At 44.9% G+C, this 22,312-nt stretch carries 21 protein-coding genes and 1 riboswitch; of the genes, 13 read left to right on the forward strand and 8 right to left on the reverse strand.

The window, feature by feature from the left end:
- Window positions 1-8: 8 nt before the first annotated feature.
- Complete coding sequence (locus DYE48_RS18830) at window positions 9-2,222, reverse strand: ribonucleoside-diphosphate reductase subunit alpha (RefSeq protein ID WP_115824914.1); 2,214 nt, start codon at window positions 2,220-2,222, stop codon at window positions 9-11.
- Window positions 2,223-2,388: 166 nt separating this feature from the next.
- Window positions 2,389-2,562, reverse strand: a riboswitch (cobalamin riboswitch).
- A gap of 169 nt (window positions 2,563-2,731) precedes the next feature.
- Here DYE48_RS18830 and DYE48_RS18835 point away from each other — a divergent pair.
- Window positions 2,732-3,412 carry a class I SAM-dependent methyltransferase gene (locus tag DYE48_RS18835; RefSeq protein ID WP_244199482.1) on the forward strand — a complete coding sequence of 227 codons (681 nt, stop codon included), beginning with the start codon at window positions 2,732-2,734 and terminating at the stop codon, window positions 3,410-3,412.
- 108 nt (window positions 3,413-3,520) lie between these two features.
- Here the strand turns inward: DYE48_RS18835 and DYE48_RS18840 are convergent, their stop codons facing one another.
- Window positions 3,521-4,369: an alpha/beta hydrolase gene (locus DYE48_RS18840; protein ID WP_115824916.1), complete on the reverse strand. Its 849-nt coding sequence runs from the start codon at window positions 4,367-4,369 to the stop codon at window positions 3,521-3,523.
- A gap of 208 nt (window positions 4,370-4,577) precedes the next feature.
- Between DYE48_RS18840 and DYE48_RS18845 the strand changes: the two genes are divergently transcribed.
- On the forward strand, window positions 4,578-5,003 hold the full coding sequence (locus DYE48_RS18845) for a pyridoxamine 5'-phosphate oxidase family protein (RefSeq protein WP_115824917.1): 426 nt from the start codon (window positions 4,578-4,580) through the stop codon (window positions 5,001-5,003).
- Between the two features lie 39 nt (window positions 5,004-5,042).
- On the opposite strand, the gene DYE48_RS18850 is transcribed toward DYE48_RS18845, so the two are convergent.
- Both DYE48_RS18850 and DYE48_RS18855 read right to left on the reverse strand, forming a co-directional pair.
- A complete protein-coding gene (locus DYE48_RS18850) occupies window positions 5,043-5,924 on the reverse strand; it encodes a cation diffusion facilitator family transporter (RefSeq protein ID WP_115824918.1) in 882 nt (293 codons plus the stop codon).
- Window positions 5,925-6,108: 184 nt separating this feature from the next.
- Window positions 6,109-7,482, reverse strand: coding sequence for a DUF2254 domain-containing protein (locus DYE48_RS18855; RefSeq protein ID WP_115824919.1), 1,374 nt, complete (start codon window positions 7,480-7,482; stop codon window positions 6,109-6,111).
- A 254-nt stretch (window positions 7,483-7,736) separates the two neighbouring features.
- Between DYE48_RS18855 and DYE48_RS18860 the strand changes: the two genes are divergently transcribed.
- Together DYE48_RS18860 and DYE48_RS18865 are read left to right on the forward strand one after the other, a co-directional pair.
- Window positions 7,737-8,180, forward strand: coding sequence for a GNAT family N-acetyltransferase (locus DYE48_RS18860; protein WP_115824920.1), 444 nt, complete (start codon window positions 7,737-7,739; stop codon window positions 8,178-8,180).
- Window positions 8,181-8,247: 67 nt separating this feature from the next.
- Window positions 8,248-9,702 (forward strand): aldehyde dehydrogenase family protein, encoded by a 1,455-nt coding sequence (locus DYE48_RS18865; RefSeq protein ID WP_115824921.1) that lies wholly within the window; start codon window positions 8,248-8,250, stop codon window positions 9,700-9,702.
- A 23-nt stretch (window positions 9,703-9,725) separates the two neighbouring features.
- Here the strand turns inward: DYE48_RS18865 and DYE48_RS18870 are convergent, their stop codons facing one another.
- Both DYE48_RS18870 and DYE48_RS18875 read right to left on the reverse strand, forming a co-directional pair.
- Window positions 9,726-9,929, reverse strand: coding sequence for a hypothetical protein (locus DYE48_RS18870; RefSeq protein WP_115824922.1), 204 nt, complete (start codon window positions 9,927-9,929; stop codon window positions 9,726-9,728).
- 232 nt (window positions 9,930-10,161) lie between these two features.
- Window positions 10,162-11,334, reverse strand: a complete 1,173-nt coding sequence (locus DYE48_RS18875) for a pyridoxal phosphate-dependent aminotransferase (RefSeq protein WP_115824923.1) — start codon at window positions 11,332-11,334, stop codon at window positions 10,162-10,164.
- A gap of 136 nt (window positions 11,335-11,470) precedes the next feature.
- Here DYE48_RS18875 and DYE48_RS18880 point away from each other — a divergent pair, with 136 nt between their 5' ends.
- Window positions 11,471-12,799: an FAD-dependent oxidoreductase gene (locus tag DYE48_RS18880; RefSeq protein ID WP_115824924.1), complete on the forward strand. Its 1,329-nt coding sequence runs from the start codon at window positions 11,471-11,473 to the stop codon at window positions 12,797-12,799.
- Window positions 12,800-12,865: 66 nt separating this feature from the next.
- Window positions 12,866-13,957: a nitric oxide synthase oxygenase gene (locus DYE48_RS18885; protein WP_115824925.1), complete on the forward strand. Its 1,092-nt coding sequence runs from the start codon at window positions 12,866-12,868 to the stop codon at window positions 13,955-13,957.
- 159 nt (window positions 13,958-14,116) lie between these two features.
- On the opposite strand, the gene DYE48_RS18890 is transcribed toward DYE48_RS18885, so the two are convergent.
- Window positions 14,117-14,899, reverse strand: coding sequence for a carbon-nitrogen family hydrolase (locus DYE48_RS18890; protein WP_115824926.1), 783 nt, complete (start codon window positions 14,897-14,899; stop codon window positions 14,117-14,119).
- 328 nt (window positions 14,900-15,227) lie between these two features.
- On the opposite strand from DYE48_RS18890, the gene DYE48_RS18895 reads away from it, so the two are divergent.
- The 7 genes from DYE48_RS18895 to DYE48_RS18925 all read left to right on the forward strand — a co-directional run bounded on the left by DYE48_RS18895 (window position 15,228) and on the right by DYE48_RS18925 (window position 21,711).
- Window positions 15,228-16,973 carry a sensor histidine kinase gene (locus tag DYE48_RS18895; protein ID WP_115824927.1) on the forward strand — a complete coding sequence of 582 codons (1,746 nt, stop codon included), beginning with the start codon at window positions 15,228-15,230 and terminating at the stop codon, window positions 16,971-16,973.
- A complete protein-coding gene (locus tag DYE48_RS18900) occupies window positions 16,970-17,698 on the forward strand; it encodes a LytR/AlgR family response regulator transcription factor (RefSeq protein WP_115824928.1) in 729 nt (242 codons plus the stop codon). Before DYE48_RS18895 ends, DYE48_RS18900 begins: the two co-directional genes overlap by 4 nt.
- 143 nt (window positions 17,699-17,841) lie before the next feature.
- On the forward strand, window positions 17,842-19,284 hold the full coding sequence (locus tag DYE48_RS18905) for a carbon starvation CstA family protein (protein WP_115824929.1): 1,443 nt from the start codon (window positions 17,842-17,844) through the stop codon (window positions 19,282-19,284).
- Window positions 19,285-19,547: 263 nt separating this feature from the next.
- Window positions 19,548-19,823 (forward strand): GNAT family N-acetyltransferase, encoded by a 276-nt coding sequence (locus DYE48_RS18910; protein WP_115824934.1) that lies wholly within the window; start codon window positions 19,548-19,550, stop codon window positions 19,821-19,823.
- Window positions 19,824-19,837: 14 nt separating this feature from the next.
- The gene (locus DYE48_RS18915; protein WP_089654718.1) at window positions 19,838-20,296 is read left to right on the forward strand and encodes a GNAT family N-acetyltransferase; all 459 of its coding nucleotides are present in this window, start codon (window positions 19,838-19,840) and stop codon (window positions 20,294-20,296) included.
- 26 nt (window positions 20,297-20,322) lie between these two features.
- Window positions 20,323-21,204, forward strand: a complete 882-nt coding sequence (locus tag DYE48_RS18920; protein WP_115824930.1) for a diacylglycerol/lipid kinase family protein — start codon at window positions 20,323-20,325, stop codon at window positions 21,202-21,204.
- Window positions 21,205-21,267: 63 nt separating this feature from the next.
- Window positions 21,268-21,711 carry a YueI family protein gene (locus tag DYE48_RS18925; RefSeq protein WP_115824931.1) on the forward strand — a complete coding sequence of 148 codons (444 nt, stop codon included), beginning with the start codon at window positions 21,268-21,270 and terminating at the stop codon, window positions 21,709-21,711.
- Between the two features lie 65 nt (window positions 21,712-21,776).
- Here the strand turns inward: DYE48_RS18925 and DYE48_RS18930 are convergent, their stop codons facing one another.
- Window positions 21,777-21,968 (reverse strand): hypothetical protein, encoded by a 192-nt coding sequence (locus tag DYE48_RS18930; protein ID WP_115824932.1) that lies wholly within the window; start codon window positions 21,966-21,968, stop codon window positions 21,777-21,779.
- Window positions 21,969-22,312 lie beyond the last annotated feature (344 nt).

Below are 22,312 nucleotides of genomic sequence, written 5' to 3' on the forward strand. Positions count from 1 at the left end.
CCTCCTTTTTATGATGAGCAGACTTCACAATCATCAAATTCTTCCTGACTGGATGTTGATCGCGTATAGTAGGTCGTTTTCAATCCGTGTTTCCATGCAGACAAGTGTAAATCCAACAACTCTTTCGCCTGGATGTTGTTCCTTACATAGAGATTAAACGAGATGGATTGATCGATATACTTTTGTCTGATGCTGTTCTGCCTGATGGATGCGTGTTGGTCTACATCGTAGGCGGATGGATAATACCCATAAGTTTCATGGGTTAAATCAGGTGCGGTAACAGGAATCTTGTAATCTTTTTTCTCTTCGGAATAAAATTTCTTGAAAATCGGATCAATACTGGCCGTACTTCCTGCGATGAGGGAGGTACTTGAATTCGGTGCTACGGCCATCAAATATCCATTTCTCATTCCATTCCTGGAAACCTTGTCTTGCAAGGCTTTCCAGTTCCATGTGCCCTCTTGGTCAAACGTTCGTTTAATGAAAAAATCTCCTGTTTGCCAGTCTGATCCTTCGAATAGAGGGTAGCTTCCTTTTTCGGCAGCCAAATCGCAACTAGCTTCAATAGCATGATAGGCGACGGCTTCATACACTTCCTCGGTATAGTCGAGTGCTTCCTGTGATTCCCAGTCGATCTTCTTCTTGGCAAGAAGGTGGGCCCATCCGAAGGTGCCGAGCCCTACACCACGGTAAGACTGGTTCGTGAGCTGTGCTTGTAAAACGGGAAGGGTATTTCTGTCGATGACGTTATCGAGCATACGAACTTGAATCGAAATCAAGCGCTTCAGGACACCGTTCGTGACGGCACGACCGAGATTGATGCTCGACAGGTTACAGACAACAAAATCTCCTGGTGTCTTCACAGATATGATTTTACCGTCTTCCACGTATTGTTCATCCTGGATGGTCGGTTTTTGATTCTGGGTGATCTCTGTACAAAGATTGCTGCAATAAACCATACCCGCGTGACTGTTCGGATTCATGCGGTTGACTTCATCCCTGTAAAACATATACGGTGTTCCTGTTTCAAGCTGACCGATCATGATGCGCTTCATAATTTCGATCGCTGGGACTTTCTCTTTAGAAAGGTCGGGATGGGCGACACAGGCGGCATATTTCTCCCGGAAGGATCCAGACCCTCTTTTTTCATCAAAATGGTCTTCCAGCGAGTAGCCCATGATGCTGCGGACTTCATGAGGGTCGAACAAGTACCAGTCTTCACGGTTTTCCACTGCCTCCATAAAGAGGTCAGGGATGGATACTCCAGTGAAAAGGTCATGAGTCCGCTGGCGTTCGTCCCCGTTGTTCAATCGGCTATCGAGGAAAGGGAAGATATCTTTGTGCCATACATCTAAATATACAGCGACAGCTCCCTGGCGCTGCCCCAGTTGGTCCACGCTGACAGCAGTGTTGTTGAGTTGTTTCATCCATGGGAGGATCCCTGACGAGACGCCTTTGAATCCACGGATGTCACTGCCGCGGCTCCTGATTTTACCTAAGTAAACTCCGATGCCCCCACCGTGCTTACTCAGGTTGGCGATATCGGTATTGCTGTCATAGATGGACTGTAAGGAATCATCGATGGTGTCGATGAAACAGGAACTCAGCTGTCCATACCGTTTTCCTGCATTGGCGAGGGTAGGAGTAGCTACAGTCATATACAAATGACTCAGCGCCCAATACGCTTCTTTGACGAGAGGAAGGCGCTTCGATGCTTTTTCTTCCGCCATCACCACCATGGCGATGATCATGAAACGTTCTTGCGGGAGTTCGTAAACCTCTTTCTCTTTGCTTTTCGCAAGATAGCGGTCGCTTAATGTTTTCAAACCAATATAAGTGAAGAGATGATCACGATCAGGTACGATAGAATCCTCCAATTCTTCCATTTCCTTTTTTGTGTAGTATGTAAGGAGATTCCTGCTGTAAATGTTCTTTTCAATCAATGTTTGGATCAGCCCGTAAAAGTCTTCATAAGGTCCAGATGTGGATCGATTGTGAGCAGATTTTTCGTACATGTCTTCCAGATGGATGCGGCTTGCTACATAGGTCCAATCTGGATTCGATTCATCGATTTCCGCCAGACACTCTAAAATGAATGCATCTTTGTCATTTTTGAGGGTGGGGGACTTATCGATGAGTCGTTGCACATTTAAATGGGGAAAATCTGCTTGCCATTGTTGAATTCTCTCTTGCCAGGACGTGTTTCTTGTTAAGGTTTCCATTATTTTTCACTCCTTAAAAATGAAGGTGTACGGTCATGAAGTCAGGTTTCGGAAAAAATAAAAAAATCCGCTCAACGAAAATTGAGCGGATGAAACCATGAAACGAAGAGAAGACACGAGAGCCTTCGTTCCATCGCTTCATCTTCTCAATCCCCGAAGAAGTTGAAACTGCGACGAACGAAGACAGGTCTCCTGGCTGACACTCGATCTTACTCTAGTCCTTCCCGTGCAGAGCACAGTGGAATGTCCATTTCGCGAGTGATGACAGTTGCGGGGGCAGCTCCGGATTTTAACCGGATTCCCTATTAAGCCTTGTGGCATCTTCTGTTCGTAGATACTATATATAGTGTTTATTTAAGTTTATATTAGCTTATATTGTGTTTCTATCATAACGCTGAAGAAGGAATCATGCAACTCTTTTTTATCGATCTTCGACAAGAATAGAGCTATCATTTCTTTTATGTTCCGCTATAATGGAGGTTAAGAACATTATTGAAAGGGATGATGGTGTGTCTCAAACATTTAATTGGCATAAGGAAGCGGAAAAGCAATGGAATGATCGTGCGGAAATGTGGAACTCAAAAAGTCGTGAGATGTGGGACGACGGGAGCCGGTGTACGATTGTCCCTTTTTTGACAAAGCATGTAACTAAAGGGAAAATCGCTGATCTTGGATGCGGAGATGGTTATGGATCGTATCTGCTTTACAAAGCAGGCTTTAATGTTACAGGACTCGATTTGTCAGAAGACATGGTCACGCGAGCGAATGAACGAGTGAATGATGAGCGGATCTCATTTGTTCAAGGAGATTTGACAGACCTGCCGTTTAAAGATGAATCGTTTGACGCGGCGATGGCGATCAATTCATTGGAATGGACGGAAGTCCCGTACAAGGGCCTGGAAGAAATGAAGCGGATTTTGAAGCCGGGCGGCCGATTATGTGTCGGCTTACTCGGACCTACAGCGATGCCGCGCATCAATAGTTATCGCAGGGTATATGGGGAAGAGGTCATTTGTAATACGATGATGCCATGGGAACTTCAAAAAATGGCAGAAGAAACCGGCTGGACCTATGTAGAAGGTCAAGGAGTGTACAAACGTGGGGTGGAAGACCATCACATCGCGCAGCTGGATGAAGAATTAAAGCAGGCCTTAACCTTCATGTGGATCTTCATCTTTGAAAAAAAATAAACAACAAAAGCACCCGATAAGCGGGTGCTTTTTATTTGGGAATAAATGTATGACCTGGTACACCAGATAAATACATAGAAGTAAATAAGTGTATGACCAGGTCGTCCTTTATTCTCCTTCCTCGGTCCAGAAGAATTCTTTGAGTAATTGGTCCACTTCTTCGAGTTCGTGGAGGCCGGAATGTGTGGCAAGCGGGTTGTAGAGGCGCTTTTCCTCATACTGTCCAAAGGGGACGATTTCTTCCAATCCACTCACACTCGAGGCATGGACAAGGCCGTCCCAATGCTCGGCTTCAGGGTCATCGGCATTGATGACACCAGCTATAGCAAACACTTCCACATCATTCGGGAACTGATCCTTATTCTGCACCATCTGCTTTAAAGCTTCAGAATTCGGCCGCAGGTCAGTTGTTGCCGCTCCGTAATTGGATGCGAAGTAGCCTTCTTTTTCAATGCCTTTAAAGGGGCTAGCAATGACGGACAGTTTCTCTACTCGAGGAACAGAATATTGGTGGTCGCTCAGCAAGTAATTGACCGATGCGATACCTCCCATCGAGTGGCCGACGAGGTTCACTTGTTGAATGTTGTAATCGGCTTTTAAACGCCGCATGATTTCAGAAAGCCAATGGGTCTGGTTATAGATACTTGCACGATTGTTTTCGAAAAGCACTTGGATGAATGGATTGTGTGTTTCAGCAAAACCACCTCGGATGGTGACATGCCCACGGTTGGAGACATAAACTGTCATATGTTTCTGTCCCCATTGTAAGTTCTGCATCCGGTCCATCATCGTTTCGAAGCTTCGCGGGCCACCTTTAAAGCCATGCACGAACAATGTGGGTACAAGGTCTTCGCGGTCCACGGGTTCAGAGCTTCCGGGTCTTGAGTTGATCATAAAAAAGAGCAGGCCGATCAGAAGGGAGCCCATCAAGATCGGCGCCCATTTTTTCCATAGCATAACGTTTTCCTCCTGAAAAACAGATCTATGAATAGTGTAACGGCTAACGAGTGTCGCTTCCTGGTATATTTATGAAAAAAGAATGACAATGTGTCGAAGATATCATTAGCATACCCGGATCTGTCAATGGACATCGAAGGGTTTATCTCCCATTTTTCGGGGAAAACTGAAATTGTAAAAAGATTGGATTACGGAAAGGAGCTTTCCATTGAATCAAGAAGAATTGAAAAAGAAGATCCACGAAGTCATGGACCAACATAAAGTTGGTACGCTTGCCACAGTGAAAAATAATAAACCCCATTCGCGTTATATGACGTTTTGGAATGATGATGAGTTCACTTTCTATACCCCAACGAACAGAGAGACTCATAAAGCGGATGAAATTGAAGCGAACCCACATGTCCATATCCTTCTCGGATACGAAGGGGAAGGATATGGGGATTCGTATTTAGAAGTCGAGGGACAGGCGAAGATTCGTGAAGATCAGGAGATCAAAGATAAGTTATGGAACGATCACATGGACCGCTGGTTTGATGGCAAAGATGACCCTGAGTATGTGGTACTTGAAATCATGCCGGAAAATATACGCTATATGAATCAGGGGCAGGAAACACCTGAACGTCTTGATATGTAAAAGCAAAAAGTGGTCAGCTGCCAGGGCTGACCACTCTTTTTATTGAAGGGAACAAGGTTCGTCTTCATATTCGATTTCCAGAGTGATGTGCTCGAGTGAAATCGGATGTAAGATTTCTTTGACCTCCTCTTTCACTTTACATATCTCTTCCTTTGTCGCTTCTGCACGCACAACGATGTGAGTGGAAAAGGCATGATTTTCTCCATCCATTGACCACAGGTGGGTGTGATGAGTGGATTGAACATCAGTCAAATCGTTAATTTTTCGTGAAAGACCCTCAAGGTCAACCTCCGATGGGACACCTTCAAGGAAAAGTCGCATCGTCTGGATGAGATTTTTCACCACATTATATAAGATGAATAATGTAATTCCAATAGAAGCGATTGGATCCAAAATCGGCACATCAAAAAACAGCATAACAATACTGACTCCAAGGACAGCTACCCAACCAAGGACATCTTCAAGGAGATGCCATGTCATGACCTTCTGGTTCATGGAGTCCCCGCCTTTAAGCCGGAAAACGGCTGCACCGTTAACGAGAATTCCTAAGATGGAAAGAGCGATCATTCCTCCTGCATTCGGCTGCTCGGGGTTTAAGAGTCTGGGCACGGCCTCTGTCAAAATGAAAATGGATCCGACAATCAGGACCACGCTGTTGATCAAGGCCGCTAAAAGAGAGAAACGCCGATACCCGAAAGAAAAATGATCCGATTGTTCTTTTCGGGAAAACTTCTGTAAAAACCAGGCGAGACCGAGAGAAAGAGAGTCCCCAAGGTCATGTAAGGCATCAGAAAGAATCGCCATACTATTTGTTAGTAAACCACCGATCAATTCAATAATGGTAAAAAAGAAATTCAAGAAAAAAGCGGTTTTGATTTTACCGGTAGTTGAATCGATATGATGGTGGTGATGATGTCCCATAGTGCTCACCCTTTTTCAATACATGATTATATGCTCATATATATAACGTATGAAAGATAAAAAGTATTGTCAATCCTTTTAGGTTTTACCTGCATAAGGAAGACTATGACCCTCCATTAGATCTTTCATCGCTCATGATAAAGTTCAGGGACACGGGCCCTGAACTTTTTTTAATGGATGGATTTTAATCGGTTGGATAGAACCTACGATGGATCGAGTAATAATCGAGCTTGTTGCCTGTCACCGTTGATAATCTCTTCAGTGCCTCCAATAGGAAGGTTTTGTCCAACTCGTAGATGACTTTTGTTTCGATATGGTCGATGGTGTTGCAGGCGAATTCCCATAGCATCTGGTGCTTAGAGCTGTCGATCGATTCGGCAACCATCGCAATGGAGTCGACAAGCTCCGTAATAATCAGATGATTGTCACGTGCATAGTGCCGAATATAGCCAAAGCCGCGGTAGATGTAGGACTCAAAGGATTCAGAAAGCAGAACCACTCGGACCTGCTTTTCGTTATCCATCAGGTAAGGAGTGAATGTAATGTAATCCTCTACGGTAAGCATCAACTCGGCCATTTGATGGATGGTGTTGGTCGCGGTTTTCGGATCGTCATTTCCAAGAGATTTAATCGCGATTTCGGCTAGTTTGTGCATACCCATTTGAATATCTTGCAGTTCTGTTTCTTTGTAATCAATAATGACCATCTTGCAATATTTTTCTTCATCAATGTTTTCAGCACCAGGCCCCCAGTAGCTGATCAAATTGTTGCTTTTCAAAATATAATCGCCCACTTGGGCATGAAATTGAATGATGATGTCATCTTTTCTTGCTTCTTCAATCATCTTCTTATAATCGACAAGCTGAATGTATCCAGATTTAATGGCACCAATAGGGTTCGCCTTCGATCGTTCAGCTTCTCTCAAGTCCCCTGGTTCTTCGGTCCGGTACTGTTCAAGGTCTTTCCTCAAGGTCTGGTTGATGATTTTCTCGGAAGAATGTTTCATTGTATCTGTGATATTGTGCACTTGCATCCAAGTTGTTGCATGGTTGATAAAATAAATGAATGTAACGGAAGATGTGAAAGCAAGGAAAATTGTGACGATCGGCACCGCTACGAAGAATTCGTGCCTTGTATTTCCGATAAATAGGAACACGAGCAGAACATAAACAAAATTACCATTGAATATCCCAAGTGCGTGCTGTGTCCTGCGGTCTGCGACGAAGTTGAGAAGCATCCTTGGTGAGAACTGACCACTGAATGTTGTCAAGACGACGAGCAAGGAGTTCAATGTGAAAGCGCTCAGAGTCAGAATACCACCAATGAGTGTACTGACAAGCATCCGGGTAATATCTGCGTTGATTCTGAACACTTCAAACGTATACTGTTCGATTTGAAAAACGATATCCAACAACAGGGTGACCACAACAAAAAATATGGACAATAATATATAGTAAAAAGGCATGTACCATAAGGTCATCTGCATTTCATGCTTACGCTGCCGTTTAGACATTTTCGCATACTTTTGTATCGATACAGGTAGCAACTTTAAAAACATAGGGGTCCTCCTTTCTGACGAAGAATTATAATCGTAGTTTCCCCTTTGTCAGAATCAATAAAACGAGAATAGGATATTTTTTCTACAAAAACTCTCTAATCACAAAAGAATTAGCCATTCCGTTGTTACGATCCAACCATCAGCAAGCTGGACGTGAATGTTTTGTCATTTCGTTCACTTTCATAGACTGAACCTTTGTCAGCTCAAGAACGGTGAGGTATATTGAGAATAATTATGGAAAAGGGGGATCCAACATGAACTGGGTACATAAAACGTTCGCTGAACTTTCAAAGCAGGAATTATATGAGATTTTACAGACAAGGGTTGAGGTCTTTGTTGTTGAACAGGAATGTCCTTATCCTGAAGTCGACGGAAGAGACGAAGGTTGTTTACATATATGGATGGAAAAAGAAGAGGAGATGGTGGCTTACTGCCGCATCGTCCCCCCAGAAAAAGATGAGCAGTACCACAGTATCGGCCGCGTGCTCGTTAAAGAAGGGCATCGAGGGTGTGGCTATGCCCGTCAAGTGATGGACCGTGCAATCCATGTGTTGAAGGAAGATTATAAGGTCAACCACATCTGGCTGCATGGCCAGGAGCACTTGCGTCATTTCTACGGTTCTTTTGGATTCAAAGAGGTGTCAGATGTATACCTTGAAGATGGAATTCCACACGTGGATATGCTGATGGAAGTCTAAATCGTTTCAATTCCTCTATAACCGGGAATGATAGCTTTGTGAAAAGTTTCCGAATGGAGGTTTTGAAATGAGTCCGCAAACATTTACTAAACAATACATCAATGGTCAATGGAAGAGTGGTTCCAGTGAGAAATATGTAGATAATGTCAATCCTTATACACAGCAAACGATTGCTTCGATCCCTTCTGCAAATGAAGATGATCTAAACGAAGCCTACGAGGCAGCCGTAAATGCTCAGGAGTCATGGATGACGACTCTTCCTGCTAAAAAGCAGGCGTATTTTGATCAACTATTGAAAGTGGTTGATGAGAGGAAAGATGAAATTATCGATTGGCTCGTGAAAGAAGCGGGCAGCACGCTTGTCAAAGCAGAGGTTGAATATCAGGCAGCTGTCGGCATCATTCGGGAATCGGCTAGTTTTCCGACGCGGATGAGCGGCCAGATTTTACCGTCCAACACACCAGGCAAGGAAAACCGGGTGTACCGGTCTCCGAAAGGTGTCATCGGCGTCATCGGCCCTTGGAATTTCCCTTTTCATCTAGCGATGAGGTCAATTGCTCCAGCTTTAGCGACCGGGAATACCGTCGTCGTTAAGCCGGCGTCTGATGCACCTGTTACATCAGGGTTGTTAATTGCCGATCTGTTCGAAGAAGCAGGTTTCCCAGAGGGTGTGATCAATGTGGTCGTCGGTCGAGGATCAGAAATCGGAGATGCTTTTGTGAAACACCCGGCAGCGAAGCTGATTTCATTTACAGGCTCGACGGAAGTCGGCAGCCATATCGGTGAACTCGCAGGGAAATATATTAAGGAGACAGCCCTGGAGCTAGGCGGGAACAATGCCATGATCGTCCTTGAGGATGCGGATATCGATCAAGCGGTGGAAGCGGCGGCTTTCGGGAAGTTCCTGCACCAGGGGCAGATTTGCATGTCGTTGAACAGAATCATCGTCGATGAGAGTGTTCATGATTCGTTCATCGAAAAATTCAAAGAGAAGGTTGAGAGCCTGAAAGCTGGCGATCCTTCGGAGAAAGATACTGTCATTGGCCCACTTATTAACAAGGATGCCATTGAGCGGATCCAGGAAGATGTAAAAGAAAGTGTTGGCCGAGGCGCTGAAATTCTCACAGGTGGGGAGACAGATGGCAGTGTCATGCAGCCGACCGTTTTGACGGGTGTAACGAGCGATATGCCGATTGCGAAGAATGAAGTCTTCGGCCCTGTTGCTTCCGTGATCCAAGTTTCATCTGAACAAGAAGCGATCAAAGCGGCGAACAGCTCTCCATACGGATTGAGCGGTTCTGTATTCACTCGTGATGTTCATCGCGGGGTGGAAGTAGCCAAACGTGTGGAGACGGGGATGATTCATGTGAATGATCAGTCCGTGAATGATGAAGCACACGTCGCTTTTGGTGGTGAAAAGGAATCCGGCCTCGGACGTTTCGGGGGCGAATGGGCTTTGGATAAATTCACAACCGTTAAATGGATCGGCGTGATGAACGGTTATCGCGAGTTTCCTTTTTAAATCGAATAGGAAAAAGCAGAAGCTCAGGAAATGGAGCTTCTGCTTTTTTTAAGTTCATTTATCAAATATTCCTGCACTTCCCACTTCGGTCCGGATTGTATATATCCATTCAATTTTTCAGCATACTTCACAGCTTCTTCTTCTTGAGGGAAAACCCTGTCTCTACGATCAATTGGGTCTTTTAAAACTTCTAATAAACGATCATCTTTTCTAATAAGCGTATACATGTGAATCCCTCCTGTACAGTCCGCGTAGGATATTTGTATAAGATAATTAAAATACATTTTGAACAAGTATTCAATCATTATTTTTAAAAAAATTATCCAACGATCAGACTTGTTTCGACAGGAGCAGGAGGTCCGTATACGCTTGCGCTTTATGATTGAATTATGGAAGCACTTGTTATAGTGAAAGAATAAAAAGACAGTACTTTCGAGTTGGAAAGTACTGTCCTTGATCTTACTTCTGCTTAAATGCTTTGAATCGTTTCACGGCATCCCGCAATGTTTCTTCCGAATTGTTCAACCCGATGCGCACATAACCTTCTCCGTGCGTACCGAAGCCGATTCCAGGGGCAACGAACAACCCTGTCGATTCCAATAAATCATCCGCAAAGCCTTGGGAGGTATAGCCTTCAGGTACTTCCAGCCATGTAAAGAAGGAACCTTGGCAGGGGGCGACATGATACCCTGCTTCTTCTAAACCATGAACGAGAAGGTCACGTCTTTTTTCATAGGTTTCGGCAAGATCTGTGACACATTGCTGGGAACTCAATAAGGCGGTGGCTGATGCCTTCTGCAATCCGCCGAAAATACTGCAGAAGTAGTGATCCTGGATGACCTCAAGCGCATGGATGACGCTTGGGTTACCGACAGCAAAAGCGACACGCCAGCCGGCCATATTGTAAGTTTTAGACATTGTATAAACCTCAACACCGACATTTTTCGCACCTTCGAATTGCATAAAGCTGAGCGGTTTGTTCCCATCAAATCCTATGGCCCCATAGGCGAAGTCATGAACGACACAGACATCGTTCTTTTCTGCTTCCTGGATGGTTTCTACAAAAAAGTCCTCACCAGCCATAGCTCCTGTCGGGTTATTGGGATAGTTTAGGAACATGAGCTTTGCTTTTTCCCAGCTCTCTTTATCAATTTCACTGTAGTCAGGCAAAAAGCCATTCTCTTCGCGAAGGGGCATCGACTTCATTTCTGCGCCGACCATTTCAATGCCGGACCAGTAATCCGGGTAACCGGGATCGGGAACGAGCGCGACATCCCCTGGATCAAGGAAACACTGGCTAAGCTCAACGAGCCCTGTTTTGCTTCCAGGCATAATGGCGACTTCTGTTTCAGGATCAATGTCTACGTCGTATTCGCGCTTGTAAAATTCAGCTACGGCTTCCTTTAAGAACTCATAACCGTGGAAGGGGGGATATTTGTGGAAATCCGGGTTTTCAGCCGCCTCCTGTAAGGACTGCACAATGTGGGAGGGGGTGGGTTGGTCAGGGTTTCCCTGCCCTAAGTTCAAGGTGTCATAACCACGATTTTTGTAAAGATTTAATTTATCGATCATAGTTGCGAAAAATTGGTCCGGAAGCCGCTGTATGGCTTTGGATGTTTGGAATTGCTTCATGTCCTTCACCTCGAATGTTTTTTTTGAAAAGTCGTACAAAAAGATAATATCGTTAGTTTAACATGAGAGAAGTTTGAGTGGGAACCATATAGGCAAAGAATAAGAGAATAGAAGGTACGTAAAAGGAGTGATTGGGATGGATTTCGTTATTATCGGAGGAGATGCTGCAGGGATGAGTGCAGCGATGCAAATTGTAAGGAATAGTGAGGGGCATTCGATTACCGTGTTGGAACATGGAGGGATCACCTCTTATGGACAGTGTGGCCTGCCGTATGTATTAAGCGGAGATGTCGAGTCTACAGAAGACCTCATCGCGCGTGACCCTGAAACGTTTCGCGAAAAGTACGGCATTGATGTCCGCACCTATCACACGGTAACGGAAGTGGATTGCGATCATAAAGTCGTATACGGAAAAGATCATGAGGATCAGGGATTTGAGTTGTCCTATGATCGTCTGCTTGTAGCTTCCGGTGCAGCACCGGTCATGCCTCCATGGGAAGGACGGGAGCTTGAAGGGATTTACACACTAAAGACCATTCCCGATATGAAGGAGATCATGACAGCGACTACAAAGGAGAAGGAACATGTAACCATTATCGGCGGCGGGTACATAGGGCTTGAAATGGCGGAAAGCTTTGTGTCAATTGGAAAGAAAGTACGTTTGATTGACCGCGGACCTCAACTAGCGAAAATCTTCGATGAGGAAATGGGGGAGATGGTCCATGAAGAAGCCGAACGGAACGGTGTGGAACTACACCTCGGTGAATCGGTCGAAGGATTCAAAGGGGAGCAGCATGTTCAATCGGTTATCACGGATAAAGGTGAATATGAATCCGACCTTGTCCTTGTCGCCGTAGGAGTGACGCCGAACACCTCCTTTATGAAAAATACGGGCGTGTACAAAGGGATGAACGACGCGATTGCCGTGAATGCTTTTATGGAGACAAGCATCCTGGACATCTATGCTGCCGGGGATTGCGCCACCCAGTATCACCGGATCAAGAAAAAGGATGATTATATTCCATTAGGCACACATGCCAACAAACAAGGGCAGATCGCAGGACTGAACATGATTGATCATAGAAGGTCGTTCCGAGGGATTGTGGGTACGTCGATATTGAAATTCTTTGATTTAACGCTTGCCCGCACAGGTCTTTCTGAACGGGAGGCTAAGAACGAAAAGATTCCATTTAAAAAAATCACGATTGGATCCACACATGCCGCCGGCTATTATTCCAAGCAAAATCCAATGACATTGAAAATCATTTATCATGAGCAAACCGGTCTGTTGCTCGGGGCTCAAATCATTGGAGGTCAGGGAGCTGATAAACGGATCGATGTCCTGGCCACTGCTCTATTCCATGAAATGTCGATCGATGAATTAGAAGACTTGGATCTTGCTTATGCACCTCCTTATAACAGCGTGTGGGATCCTGTGCAGCAAGCAGCCCGCAAAGCAGACTGAATCGTGTAGGAAGTTCTTTGTGTATGGTAGGATAGGAATGAAGCACCATACAGGAGGATTCATGCTGTGAATACAGATTTATATAAAAAGGCGGAAGCATTCGTTCGCCAATACCATCAGGAGCAACAGCTTTCTGGTACAAATGAGAGGCTCAAGGAAATCGAGCAGGAAATTGGTGAGACGGGAAGCTATACGCACACCTATCCCGAGCTTGAATATGGCGCCAAAGTCGCCTGGCGGAACAGCAACCGCTGCATTGGACGTCTCTTTTGGAACAGCTTGAAGGTGTTTGATGCCAGGCATGTCGATACAGAAGAAGGCATGCGCGATGTACTCTTTGAACACTTGGATTATGCCACGAATGGGGGACGTATCCGCTCGACGATTACTATTTTCAAACCCAAAACCTCGGAGCGAGAAGTACGGGTTTGGAATCATCAACTCGTCCGTTACGCCGGCTATGAAGAGAATGAAAGTGTGATTGGAGACCCGGCTTCTGTTGCGTTTACGAAGGAATGTGAGAAGCTCGGCTGGAAAGGGGGAGGCACGTCGTTTGATGTGCTGCCTCTTGTCGTCCAAGTGGATGGACGGGAACCCGTGTGGTTCGAAATCCCTTTAGACAAGGTGTTAGAAGTACCACTTCGTCACCCTGAATATGCTTGGTTTGAAGACTTAGGCATGCAGTGGTATGCCGTCCCGGTGATTTCTGATATGCGACTTGAAATCGGTGGGCTTGATTATACAGCCGCCCCGTTCAACGGTTTTTATATGGAAACAGAAATCGGGGCCCGTAACCTCGCTGATGACTTTCGGTATGATCTTTTGCCCGTCGTAGCGGAAGCCATGGGGCTTGATACGAAACGGAATTCATCCTTGTGGAAGGACCGCGCTTTGATTGAGCTTAATCAGGCTGTCCTGTTTTCTTATCAATCCGATGGGGTAAGCCTTGTCGACCATCATACAGCAGCTCAACAGTTCCATCAGTTTGAGAAAAAAGAACAGTCGTGCGGACGTGAGGTCAAGGGTGACTGGACATGGCTCATCCCACCCATTTCGCCAGCAGCGACACACATCTTTCATTCGGCATACGAAAACCGGATGGACACACCGAACTATTTCTACCAAACTCCGGCCTATGAAAAAAATCCTTCCGAGTGATTCGGAAGGATTTTTTGTCTTATTTGTGGGTGGTATCGACTGAATATGAAATATATCAATCAAATGACGGATATATCAATTAAAAATGTGATAAATCAATTAAATACAAGATATATCAACTAAAGATGATAAATATCCATTCGATGATCTAGTAAGAACTCATTCATACAAGTCCGGACGTCGGTCTTGAAAAATAGGGATCTGCTCGCGAATCGCCTCGACAGCAGTGAAGTCGACGTCGGCATACACGATTTCTTCATCAAAACCACCTTCAGCCAATACGTTGCCCCACGGGTCTACAACGATTGAATGGCCTCCAAACTCATTGTTTTGATCAGCACCTACACGGTTGCAGGCGATGACGAAGCATTGATTTTCAATCGCCCGGCTGATCAATAGATTCCGCCAATGCTCAACCCGGGGTTTTGGCCACTCTGCAACGACAAACAACCCACGCGAGCCATCCAGCATGTGTGTTCTCATCCATTCAGGGAAACGGATATCATAACAAATGACACCGGCCACAGGCACCTCACCAAGATTGAAATTCCCTTTTTGGTTTCCTGATTCTAAAAACTTTTCTTCATTCATCAAACGGAACAGATGGGCTTTCCGGTAGTTGAACAGCCGATCACCTTCAGCGTTATAAGCAACGAAGGTGTTGTAAAACTTACCGTTTTCTTCTTCAGCGATGGAGCCTGCAATGGTGACCTTGAATTCCTTTGCTAAAGAAATCAAGAGCTGATGCGTCGGGCCTTCGAGTGTTTCTGCTATTTCTTCAAAACGGGAAAGATCATAGCCTGTCGTCCACAATTCAGGCAACAAGATGACCTCGCCTCCTTGTGCGGCGGCTTCTTTTATTTTCTCCTGTGCAAGTTTACGGTTCTCTTCAGGGTTACCGAAGACGATGTCCATTTGAATAATTGCTATTTTTGTTGTCATCCTATCACCTCATTTTCTTCTTAGTGTATCAAAAAATTCTGACGTTTTCGATTAGCATTTTACCTAGATGAGAAGGTTTCATCTCTTGCCTGTATTCTGTGTATCGAAACAAACCGCCCATGCTACAATAAACATAAACGGCTATTCAACTATATGGCAGGATTGTGAAAGACTCGATTTCCAGATGTTTTTTGAGTGGATGGGGCTGCGGGGAATAACTCGCTTTCCCAACCACCATCCCTTCAGACAAACGTCTCGAAACTGATCCGACCACAAAAGGGAGCATATATGAAAGAAAGAGTAGAGGTATGAAAAAGGAAGTGGGATTATGTTTGAGTTGTTTCTTCCGATGCTTGAAAGGCTCGGGATTATCGTAACGGTTGCTTTCATTATTACTCGCTTCCGTTTTTTTCGAGAGCTGATCGATCAAAAAACGCTGGACCAACGTCAGCGGTACATGGCGATCGCTTTTTTCGGGTTGTTCGGAATCATTGGTACATATACAGGCATCACTTATAATACAAGTTCACTTGATTATGGACGCTGGGCTTATAACCTTGTCGAATCGGAAGCACTGGCGAACTCAAGAGTGATTGGAATCGTGGCAGCCGGTCTTTTCGGTGGTTACCGCATTGGTATAGGGGCCGGAGTCATTGCTGGTTTGCATCGTTTTTCCCTTGGAGGATTCACGGGGGTCGCTTGCGGGATATCTGCTGTGGTAGCAGGAATCATTGCAGGTTACTTCCATAAAAAAGAGGAGTCTTTAAAACTGAAGACAGCTTTATTTGTTGGGGCCCTTGCAGAGACGGTGCAGATGGGGATCATCCTTCTTATCTCTGATCCATTTCCGCGTGCGTGGGCCCTTGTCCAGGAGATTGGAGCCCCCATGATTGTAGCGAACGGTGTCGGTTCCGCATTGTTCTTATTAATCATCCGCAATGTTCTTCATGAAGAAGAGAAAGTCGGAGCTTTGCAGGCACAAAAAGCACTGAAATTGGCAGAATCGACGGTCTCTCACCTGCGAAAAGGGTTGACGATGGATTCTGCAGAAAAGGCGTGCCAGATCATTTATGGGGAAGTTCAAGTGAGTGCGATTTCCATGACGGATAAACAAAGAATCCTCGCTCATGTTGGACAGGCCGATGACCATCATAAGGCGGGAGAGCCGATTCAAACGGACGCCACTCGTGATGTCATTGAGACAGGAGAGCGTGTTGTAGTCAGTCATGAAGAGATTCAATGCCAACAGGCGGACTGTCCACTTGGAGCAGCCGTCATCGTTCCATTGAAGAAGCGTCAAGAAGTGGTCGGAACCTTGAAGTTTTACGTTTCGTCACAAAAAGAAATCTCGAATGTTCTATTGGAATTGATCCAGGGATTGAGTGCCCTCCTTAGTCAGCAGCTTGAGCTTGCTGATGCTGAAAAAGCACAAGAACTTGCTCGTGAAGCGGAAGTGAAGGCCCTGCAGGCACAAGTCAATCCACATTTTTTATTTAATTCGTTAAACGTCATCGTTTCGTTGACTCGTACGGAACCTGATCGAGCAAGAGCGCTGCTTATTGCTCTTTCCAAGTTCTTCAGGCAAAACTTAGGGGCGACCACCAAAACCTGGACGTCTTTAAAAGAAGAGTTGAAACATGTAAAGTCCTATCTTCTCATCGAAGAAACGCGTTTTGTCGATCGCCTCCATGTTCACTATGATGTTGATGAATCAGCATTATCAGCACGAATCGCGCCTTTAACCTTACAGCCCCTGGTCGAAAACAGCATCAAACATGGGATTAAAGACCAGGAAGGGGGAGCGGAAATCACGATTTGTGTCCGTAGAGATAAAGAAAACGTCAACATCAGCGTAGCAGATAACGGAAAAGGAATTGAACCGATGAGATTACGCAACTTGGGAGAACAATCAGTCACGTCAGAAAGAGGGACGGGGTTCGGGCTATATAACGTCAACAAACGTTTAGAATACATGCACGGAAAGAGTGCGAAGCTAAAAATTATGAGTGAGCAAGGAAAGGGGACAACCATTGCATTTACGGTCCCTCTTCATGAAAAGGAGACAGGGTCATGAACGGAAAAATTACGGTGCTCATCGTTGATGATGAGCGCTTCAGTCGGGAAGAATTGAATTTTTTGCTAAAACCTTACGAGAGCATTGAAGTTGTAGGGGAAGCGGGATCAGGAGATGAAGCAGTCATGCAGACGTTGAAGCTTCAGCCGGACGTTCTTTTTCTTGATGTGGAAATGCCGAAGATGGATGGAATGGCGGTAGCGAAGGCAGTTCAAGAGCTCAAGAAGGTACCAGAGATCGTTTTTGCAACCGCGTATCCAGATTTTGCTGTCGAAGCCTTTCGTCAGAAGGCGATCGATTACTTGCTCAAACCTTTTGATGAGGAACAGTTGAGTGAAACCGTGGAAAGAATAGAGAAGAAATTGAAGCCGGTAGAAGAAAAGGTGGTCAAATCTCCTTCCAAGTTGGCAGTTGAGGTGGAGGATACGATTGAATATCTGGACCCCTCTGATATTATGTACGTACACAGGGAGGATCGGATTACAAAAATCGTCGGCAAACAAAAGGTCTATGAAACGAAAGATGCGCTCAAAGATGTGGAGAAGCGGCTCCAAGGCTTCTCTTTCTTCCGAATTCATAAAAGTTATCTTGTGAATCTGGATTTCGTGCATCGATTAACTCCGTGGTTCAATGGAGCCTATCAGTTGGAACTGCAGGAGACGGAGGAGAAGCTTTCCGTCAGCCGGAACTACGTGAAGGAATTACGTAAGAAGCTGGAGTTGTAATTTTTTCGTTGTATTTCAATCCTCTTGAACGACATCTTGGACATTAATTCTAACATGTTAAACAGAAAACCCTCTTTTGGAAGCGTTCTCTTGATATATTTTATGTAAGCGATTACAGATGAACGCGAAAAGGAGGAAATACAATGATTACTTTTCTAGTGAGTATTGCACTTTTAATTGTCGGTTATCTTACGTACGGTAAATATGTTGAAAAAACGTTTGGCGTCAACACAGGACGTGAAACGCCTGCTTATTCTCATGGTGACGGTGTCGATTACCTGCCGATGGGAGAAAAAAAGAATGCGTTAATCCAACTCTTGAATATCGCGGGGGTAGGTCCTATTTTCGGTCCTATTCTAGGAGCTTTATATGGACCTGTCGCTTTTCTGTGGATTGTGTTTGGAGCCATTTTTGCGGGCGCTGTCCATGATTATTTAACGGGAATGATCTCCATACGTAACCGTGGCGCCCACCTGCCTGAGCTTGCAGGGAAGTTTTTAGGAAAAGTCATGAAGCATGTAGTCAATGCGTTTGCGATTCTTTTGCTTGTCCTTGTAGGAACTGTCTTCGTTACAGCGCCTGCAGACCTTTTACACAACATGACGAGCAGCTGGCTTGCTCTTCCTGTCATTCTGCTTGTGATTTTCGCTTACTATTTGTTAGCGACGATGCTTCCGATCGATAAAATCATCGGACGGTTTTATCCGATTTTCGGTGCCCTTCTACTCATCAGCGCGATTGGAGTCGGAGTATCTCTTATCGTAACAGGAGCACCCATCCCAGAATTGACTTTTACAAATATGCACCCGGATAACGCACCGATTTTCCCACTGTTGTTCTTAACGATTTCTTGTGGTGCCCTGTCAGGCTTTCACGCGACACAAACTCCTATCATCTCAAGAACGACACAAAAAGAAAAACAAGGACGTCGTATTTTCTACGGAATGATGATTGCCGAAGGTATTATTGCCATGATCTGGGCAGCGGCAGCTATGAGCTTGTTCAACGGTTCTGCAGGACTGAATGAAATCCTTGCAAGCGGAGGACCAGCAGCTGTTGTCAGTGAAGTTTCCATCGCTATGTTAGGCGCTGTCGGTGGTACACTTGCTGTCCTTGGTGTCATCATACTGCCAATCACATCCGGAGATACAGCATTCCGAAGCGCCCGTATGATTATTGCGGATTATATTAAAGTTCCACAAAAGAAAATCATGAGTCGTGTATGGATTGCACTTCCATTGTTCGTCATCTCATTTGCATTGACACGGATCGATTTCACACTTCTATGGAGATACTTCTCCTGGGCGAACCAATCGACAGCTGTCATCGCGCTTTGGGTAGGAGCGATGTACTTGTTCCTATCCCGTAAAAATTACTTCATTGCCGCCGTGCCTGCAACGTTCATGACCATGGCCACATTCACCTATATCTTGAACGCGCCGATCGGATTCGGCCTGGCTCTGAATGTTTCCTACGTTGTTGCAGCCATCGGCACCGTTGCCGTTGTCACTGCCTTCATCATAGCCGCCCGCCGTGGATTACAGAAGGATATTCCATTAGAAGAAGATTTGAAACAAACGGCCTAATGTTAAAAGAGCACTTACTTTTATAAAAGTAGGTGCTCTTCTTTTTTCTATAGGCATTTATTAAGGAGAGTTGAATGTTGAGCACCTCTATTATGTCGAATACTCAATTAGCGGTGTCAGATTTTAAAATAGCGTTGTCGAATTCTTCATTATCTTTGCCGAATACTCAGCTAATACAATCACTATCTTCTACCCTCGTACGGGAAGGTCATGTTTTTCTTGGAGATGAAAGGGTATCCTTTATAGGGAAAGGAGAGATTGTTGTGGAACAAGAAATCCAAGAGAAACAAGGAACATTTTATATAGGAGAAGAAGAGGAACCGAAAGCTCAGCTTCTATTTGAAGAGAATGATAATACAATGGTCATTACAAGTACTTTCGTTGCCCCGTCTGAACGCGAAAAAGGTTTGGGTGCAGAATTAATTGATTATGCCGTGAACTACGCACGCAAACATAAATTAAAAATCGACCCGGTCTGCTCCTTCGCCCGGGAAGTTATTGAAAATACACCGGAATATCAAGTGGTGTTAAAAGCTTAGAGGGGGAGTTTCTGATGGTGAAAATCAGGGAACCTGAGGAAAAGGATTTGATGCACTTTACAAGGTACAGCATCGACTTTCTACATGTGACGAGCTCAGAAAGGCTGACCAATGAAGAAGTGAGGAATCGTAAGTATTGGGCGGCAGATCAATTTTTAGCAAAGAACCCGAAACAGAAGCTGCTGGTTGCTGATATGAATGGAAGAATGATCGGATATGTCCTTGGCATTATCGAGGCCCATGGGGAAGAGGATGTGTATGGATATGTCAGGGAAGTATTTGTGGATGAATTTTACAGGCGGGAAGGCATTGGTACAGAACTGTGTGACGAACTAGTCCAGTGGATGTATGAACAGGAAGCAAAAGTCATCCAGGTAAGCCTTAGGCCTCATCAGAATGGGGTGAGTGAATTCATCCGCAAAATCGGTTTTTCTTCTGTCAGCACCCTTTATGAATATCAAGCAGAAGGATAAAGGATGTATTGGAGAGGAGATAGAGAATGAAAAAGGCTATGCTGATCGTCAATCCTTCTTCAGGAAAAGAGGAAGCCGTCGATCATGTTGAACAAATCGAGCACATTTTATCGGAAAAAGGATACGAAGTGGAAGTTGCTCAAACAGAAAAAGAGTTTGATGCGACAAAGTACTGCCAGAACGCCTGCAGAGGTGAGTTCGATCTCGTCGTTTCTATGGGGGGAGATGGCACGCTCCATGAGACAATCAATGGGATGGTAGACGAAAGTCATCGCCCGCGTCTGGGAATTATTCCACTTGGGACAGTCAATGATTTTGCAAGAGCCCTTGATATTCCACTGAAGGTTGAAGAGGCCATTGATGTTCTCCGTTCCGATCAGACAAAATCTGTGGATATTGGGAAGTTTAATGACCAGTATTTTGTTAACATCGTGGCAGTGGGGGCCCTTGCTGAAGCGACATATGAAGTGACACCTGAACAAAAAACGAAATTTGGTCCGCTTGCGTATATGATGGAAGGGATGAAAACCTTGACCCAGCATAGCAGTTATCCCATGCGGATTGAATATGACGATAAGGCATGGGAAGGCGAATCTTTTCTTTTCCTAGCAGCTTTAACAAATTCAGCAGGCGGATTTGAAAAATTATCTCCGGAAGCGAAAGTGAATGACGGGAAAATCCACGGGTATATCGTACCTAAAGTGAATATGATTCGTCTTGCGTCCATCGTTTCAGCCATTCTTAGAGGTGGACTTAAGGATGAGCAGGACGTGGAATACTTCAAAGCGGATCATATCCGTATTACATCGGAAGAAAACCTGGTCACGAACGTCGATGGAGAAGAAGGAGATTCCCTTCCTGTGGAGTTGTCCGTTCTTCCTTCTCATATATCCGTCGTTGTAAAATAGGTAAAGGCTGTCATGTGTACAGCCTTTTTTCTGTGCCATACTAGGAGTGAATGAGGTGCATCTATGAAGAAACCAGATATGGAAGATTACTTACAGGAAGGCATTTATGGAAGCCGGCAAACAAAACCAGGAGAAAGAAAACAATACCTTGGTACGTTAAGAGAACGAGTCTTGATCGCTCTGACGAAGGGTCAGGTGATGCAGGAGAAGGGGCAGGAAGAGTTGGTGGATCTGATGAAAAGCTATCAAGATGCCAATCTGCTTTTGAACGGAGATGTGAGCTACCGGTTTTTATCTCCCTACATGGATTTAGCCGAGAAGCATAACATCCATCATTCGACCGTTTCGAACCAGGAAACACATTCAGAATTCGGGGCTGTCCTTACATTGGATTATGCGATTGAAAAAGAGCATATAAGGATTGAAGAACAAAAAGAAGTCGGAGAGTCATCTGAGCAGAACGGGTGGACAGACTTTTTCAAGTCTCTTTTTAAACCATCAAAATAAAAGGAAGGCTGCGGATATCCGCAGCCTTTTTTTCACACGTCCCTCTCACATAGAGAGGCCAATTTTTATTTGTACTGATTCAAGAATCTTGCCAGCCCGACGATAATAATAGCAAAAGAAAAAAGTATCATTGCAATGTAGCCGGCGTAGAACAAGAATTGATCGAAAAAGTTCGCACCAGAGTCACCGATGCTGTAAAGCGCATACCCGGAGAGAAGAGCAGCTAAAAACAAGAACACACGGTTGTTGAAATCCATCTTTATTCCACCTCCTTTGTACTTCCAATATATGATGTACAAACGTGGAATATTTAGCTTTTAAAAAAATAATTTGCCGGCTTGTCCACACAAAGCACGGATCCTGTCTAAAATGAAGTCCTTATTCAACTATTTGGCAGGATTGTTGAAGACTTGATTTCGAGATGTTTCGGGGTTCGTTGCTGAGTTGAGCGTCAGGGGTGGCTGGGAAGCAACTCACTTTCCTGTGGGGGAGCGCCGAGCTTCCTCGGACTGCGTCCTGCGGGATCTCGCCTATCTCCTTCTCCCACGGGAGTCTCGCAGCTTCCCAACCACCCCCTACCATGAAAGTGAGAAACGAACCC

The organism is Halobacillus trueperi, assembly GCF_003386945.1.
Lineage (GTDB): Bacteria > Bacillota > Bacilli > Bacillales > Halobacillaceae > Halobacillus > Halobacillus aidingensis.

Bases quoted from the DNA above. Each gene is read 5' to 3' on its own strand.
- DYE48_RS18830 (WP_115824914.1), bottom strand. From the start codon at position 2,222: ATGGAAACCTTAACAAGAAACACGTCCTGGCAAGAGAGAATTCAACAA.
- DYE48_RS18840 (WP_115824916.1), bottom strand. From the start codon at position 4,369: ATGCTATGGAAAAAATGGGCGCCGATCTTGATGGGCTCCCTTCTGATC.
- DYE48_RS18850 (WP_115824918.1), bottom strand. From the start codon at position 5,924: ATGGGACATCATCACCACCATCATATCGATTCAACTACCGGTAAAATC.
- DYE48_RS18855 (WP_115824919.1), bottom strand. From the start codon at position 7,482: ATGTTTTTAAAGTTGCTACCTGTATCGATACAAAAGTATGCGAAAATG.
- DYE48_RS18860 (WP_115824920.1), top strand. From the start codon at position 7,737: ATGAACTGGGTACATAAAACGTTCGCTGAACTTTCAAAGCAGGAATTA.
- DYE48_RS18865 (WP_115824921.1), top strand. From the start codon at position 8,248: ATGAGTCCGCAAACATTTACTAAACAATACATCAATGGTCAATGGAAG.
- DYE48_RS18870 (WP_115824922.1), bottom strand. From the start codon at position 9,929: ATGTATACGCTTATTAGAAAAGATGATCGTTTATTAGAAGTTTTAAAA.
- DYE48_RS18875 (WP_115824923.1), bottom strand. From the start codon at position 11,334: ATGAAGCAATTCCAAACATCCAAAGCCATACAGCGGCTTCCGGACCAA.
- DYE48_RS18880 (WP_115824924.1), top strand. From the start codon at position 11,471: ATGGATTTCGTTATTATCGGAGGAGATGCTGCAGGGATGAGTGCAGCG.
- DYE48_RS18890 (WP_115824926.1), bottom strand. From the start codon at position 14,899: ATGACAACAAAAATAGCAATTATTCAAATGGACATCGTCTTCGGTAAC.
- DYE48_RS18895 (WP_115824927.1), top strand. From the start codon at position 15,228: ATGTTTGAGTTGTTTCTTCCGATGCTTGAAAGGCTCGGGATTATCGTA.
- DYE48_RS18900 (WP_115824928.1), top strand. From the start codon at position 16,970: ATGAACGGAAAAATTACGGTGCTCATCGTTGATGATGAGCGCTTCAGT.
- DYE48_RS18905 (WP_115824929.1), top strand. From the start codon at position 17,842: ATGATTACTTTTCTAGTGAGTATTGCACTTTTAATTGTCGGTTATCTT.
- DYE48_RS18915 (WP_089654718.1), top strand. From the start codon at position 19,838: ATGGTGAAAATCAGGGAACCTGAGGAAAAGGATTTGATGCACTTTACA.
- DYE48_RS18920 (WP_115824930.1), top strand. From the start codon at position 20,323: ATGAAAAAGGCTATGCTGATCGTCAATCCTTCTTCAGGAAAAGAGGAA.
- DYE48_RS18925 (WP_115824931.1), top strand. From the start codon at position 21,268: ATGAAGAAACCAGATATGGAAGATTACTTACAGGAAGGCATTTATGGA.
- DYE48_RS18930 (WP_115824932.1), bottom strand. From the start codon at position 21,968: ATGGATTTCAACAACCGTGTGTTCTTGTTTTTAGCTGCTCTTCTCTCC.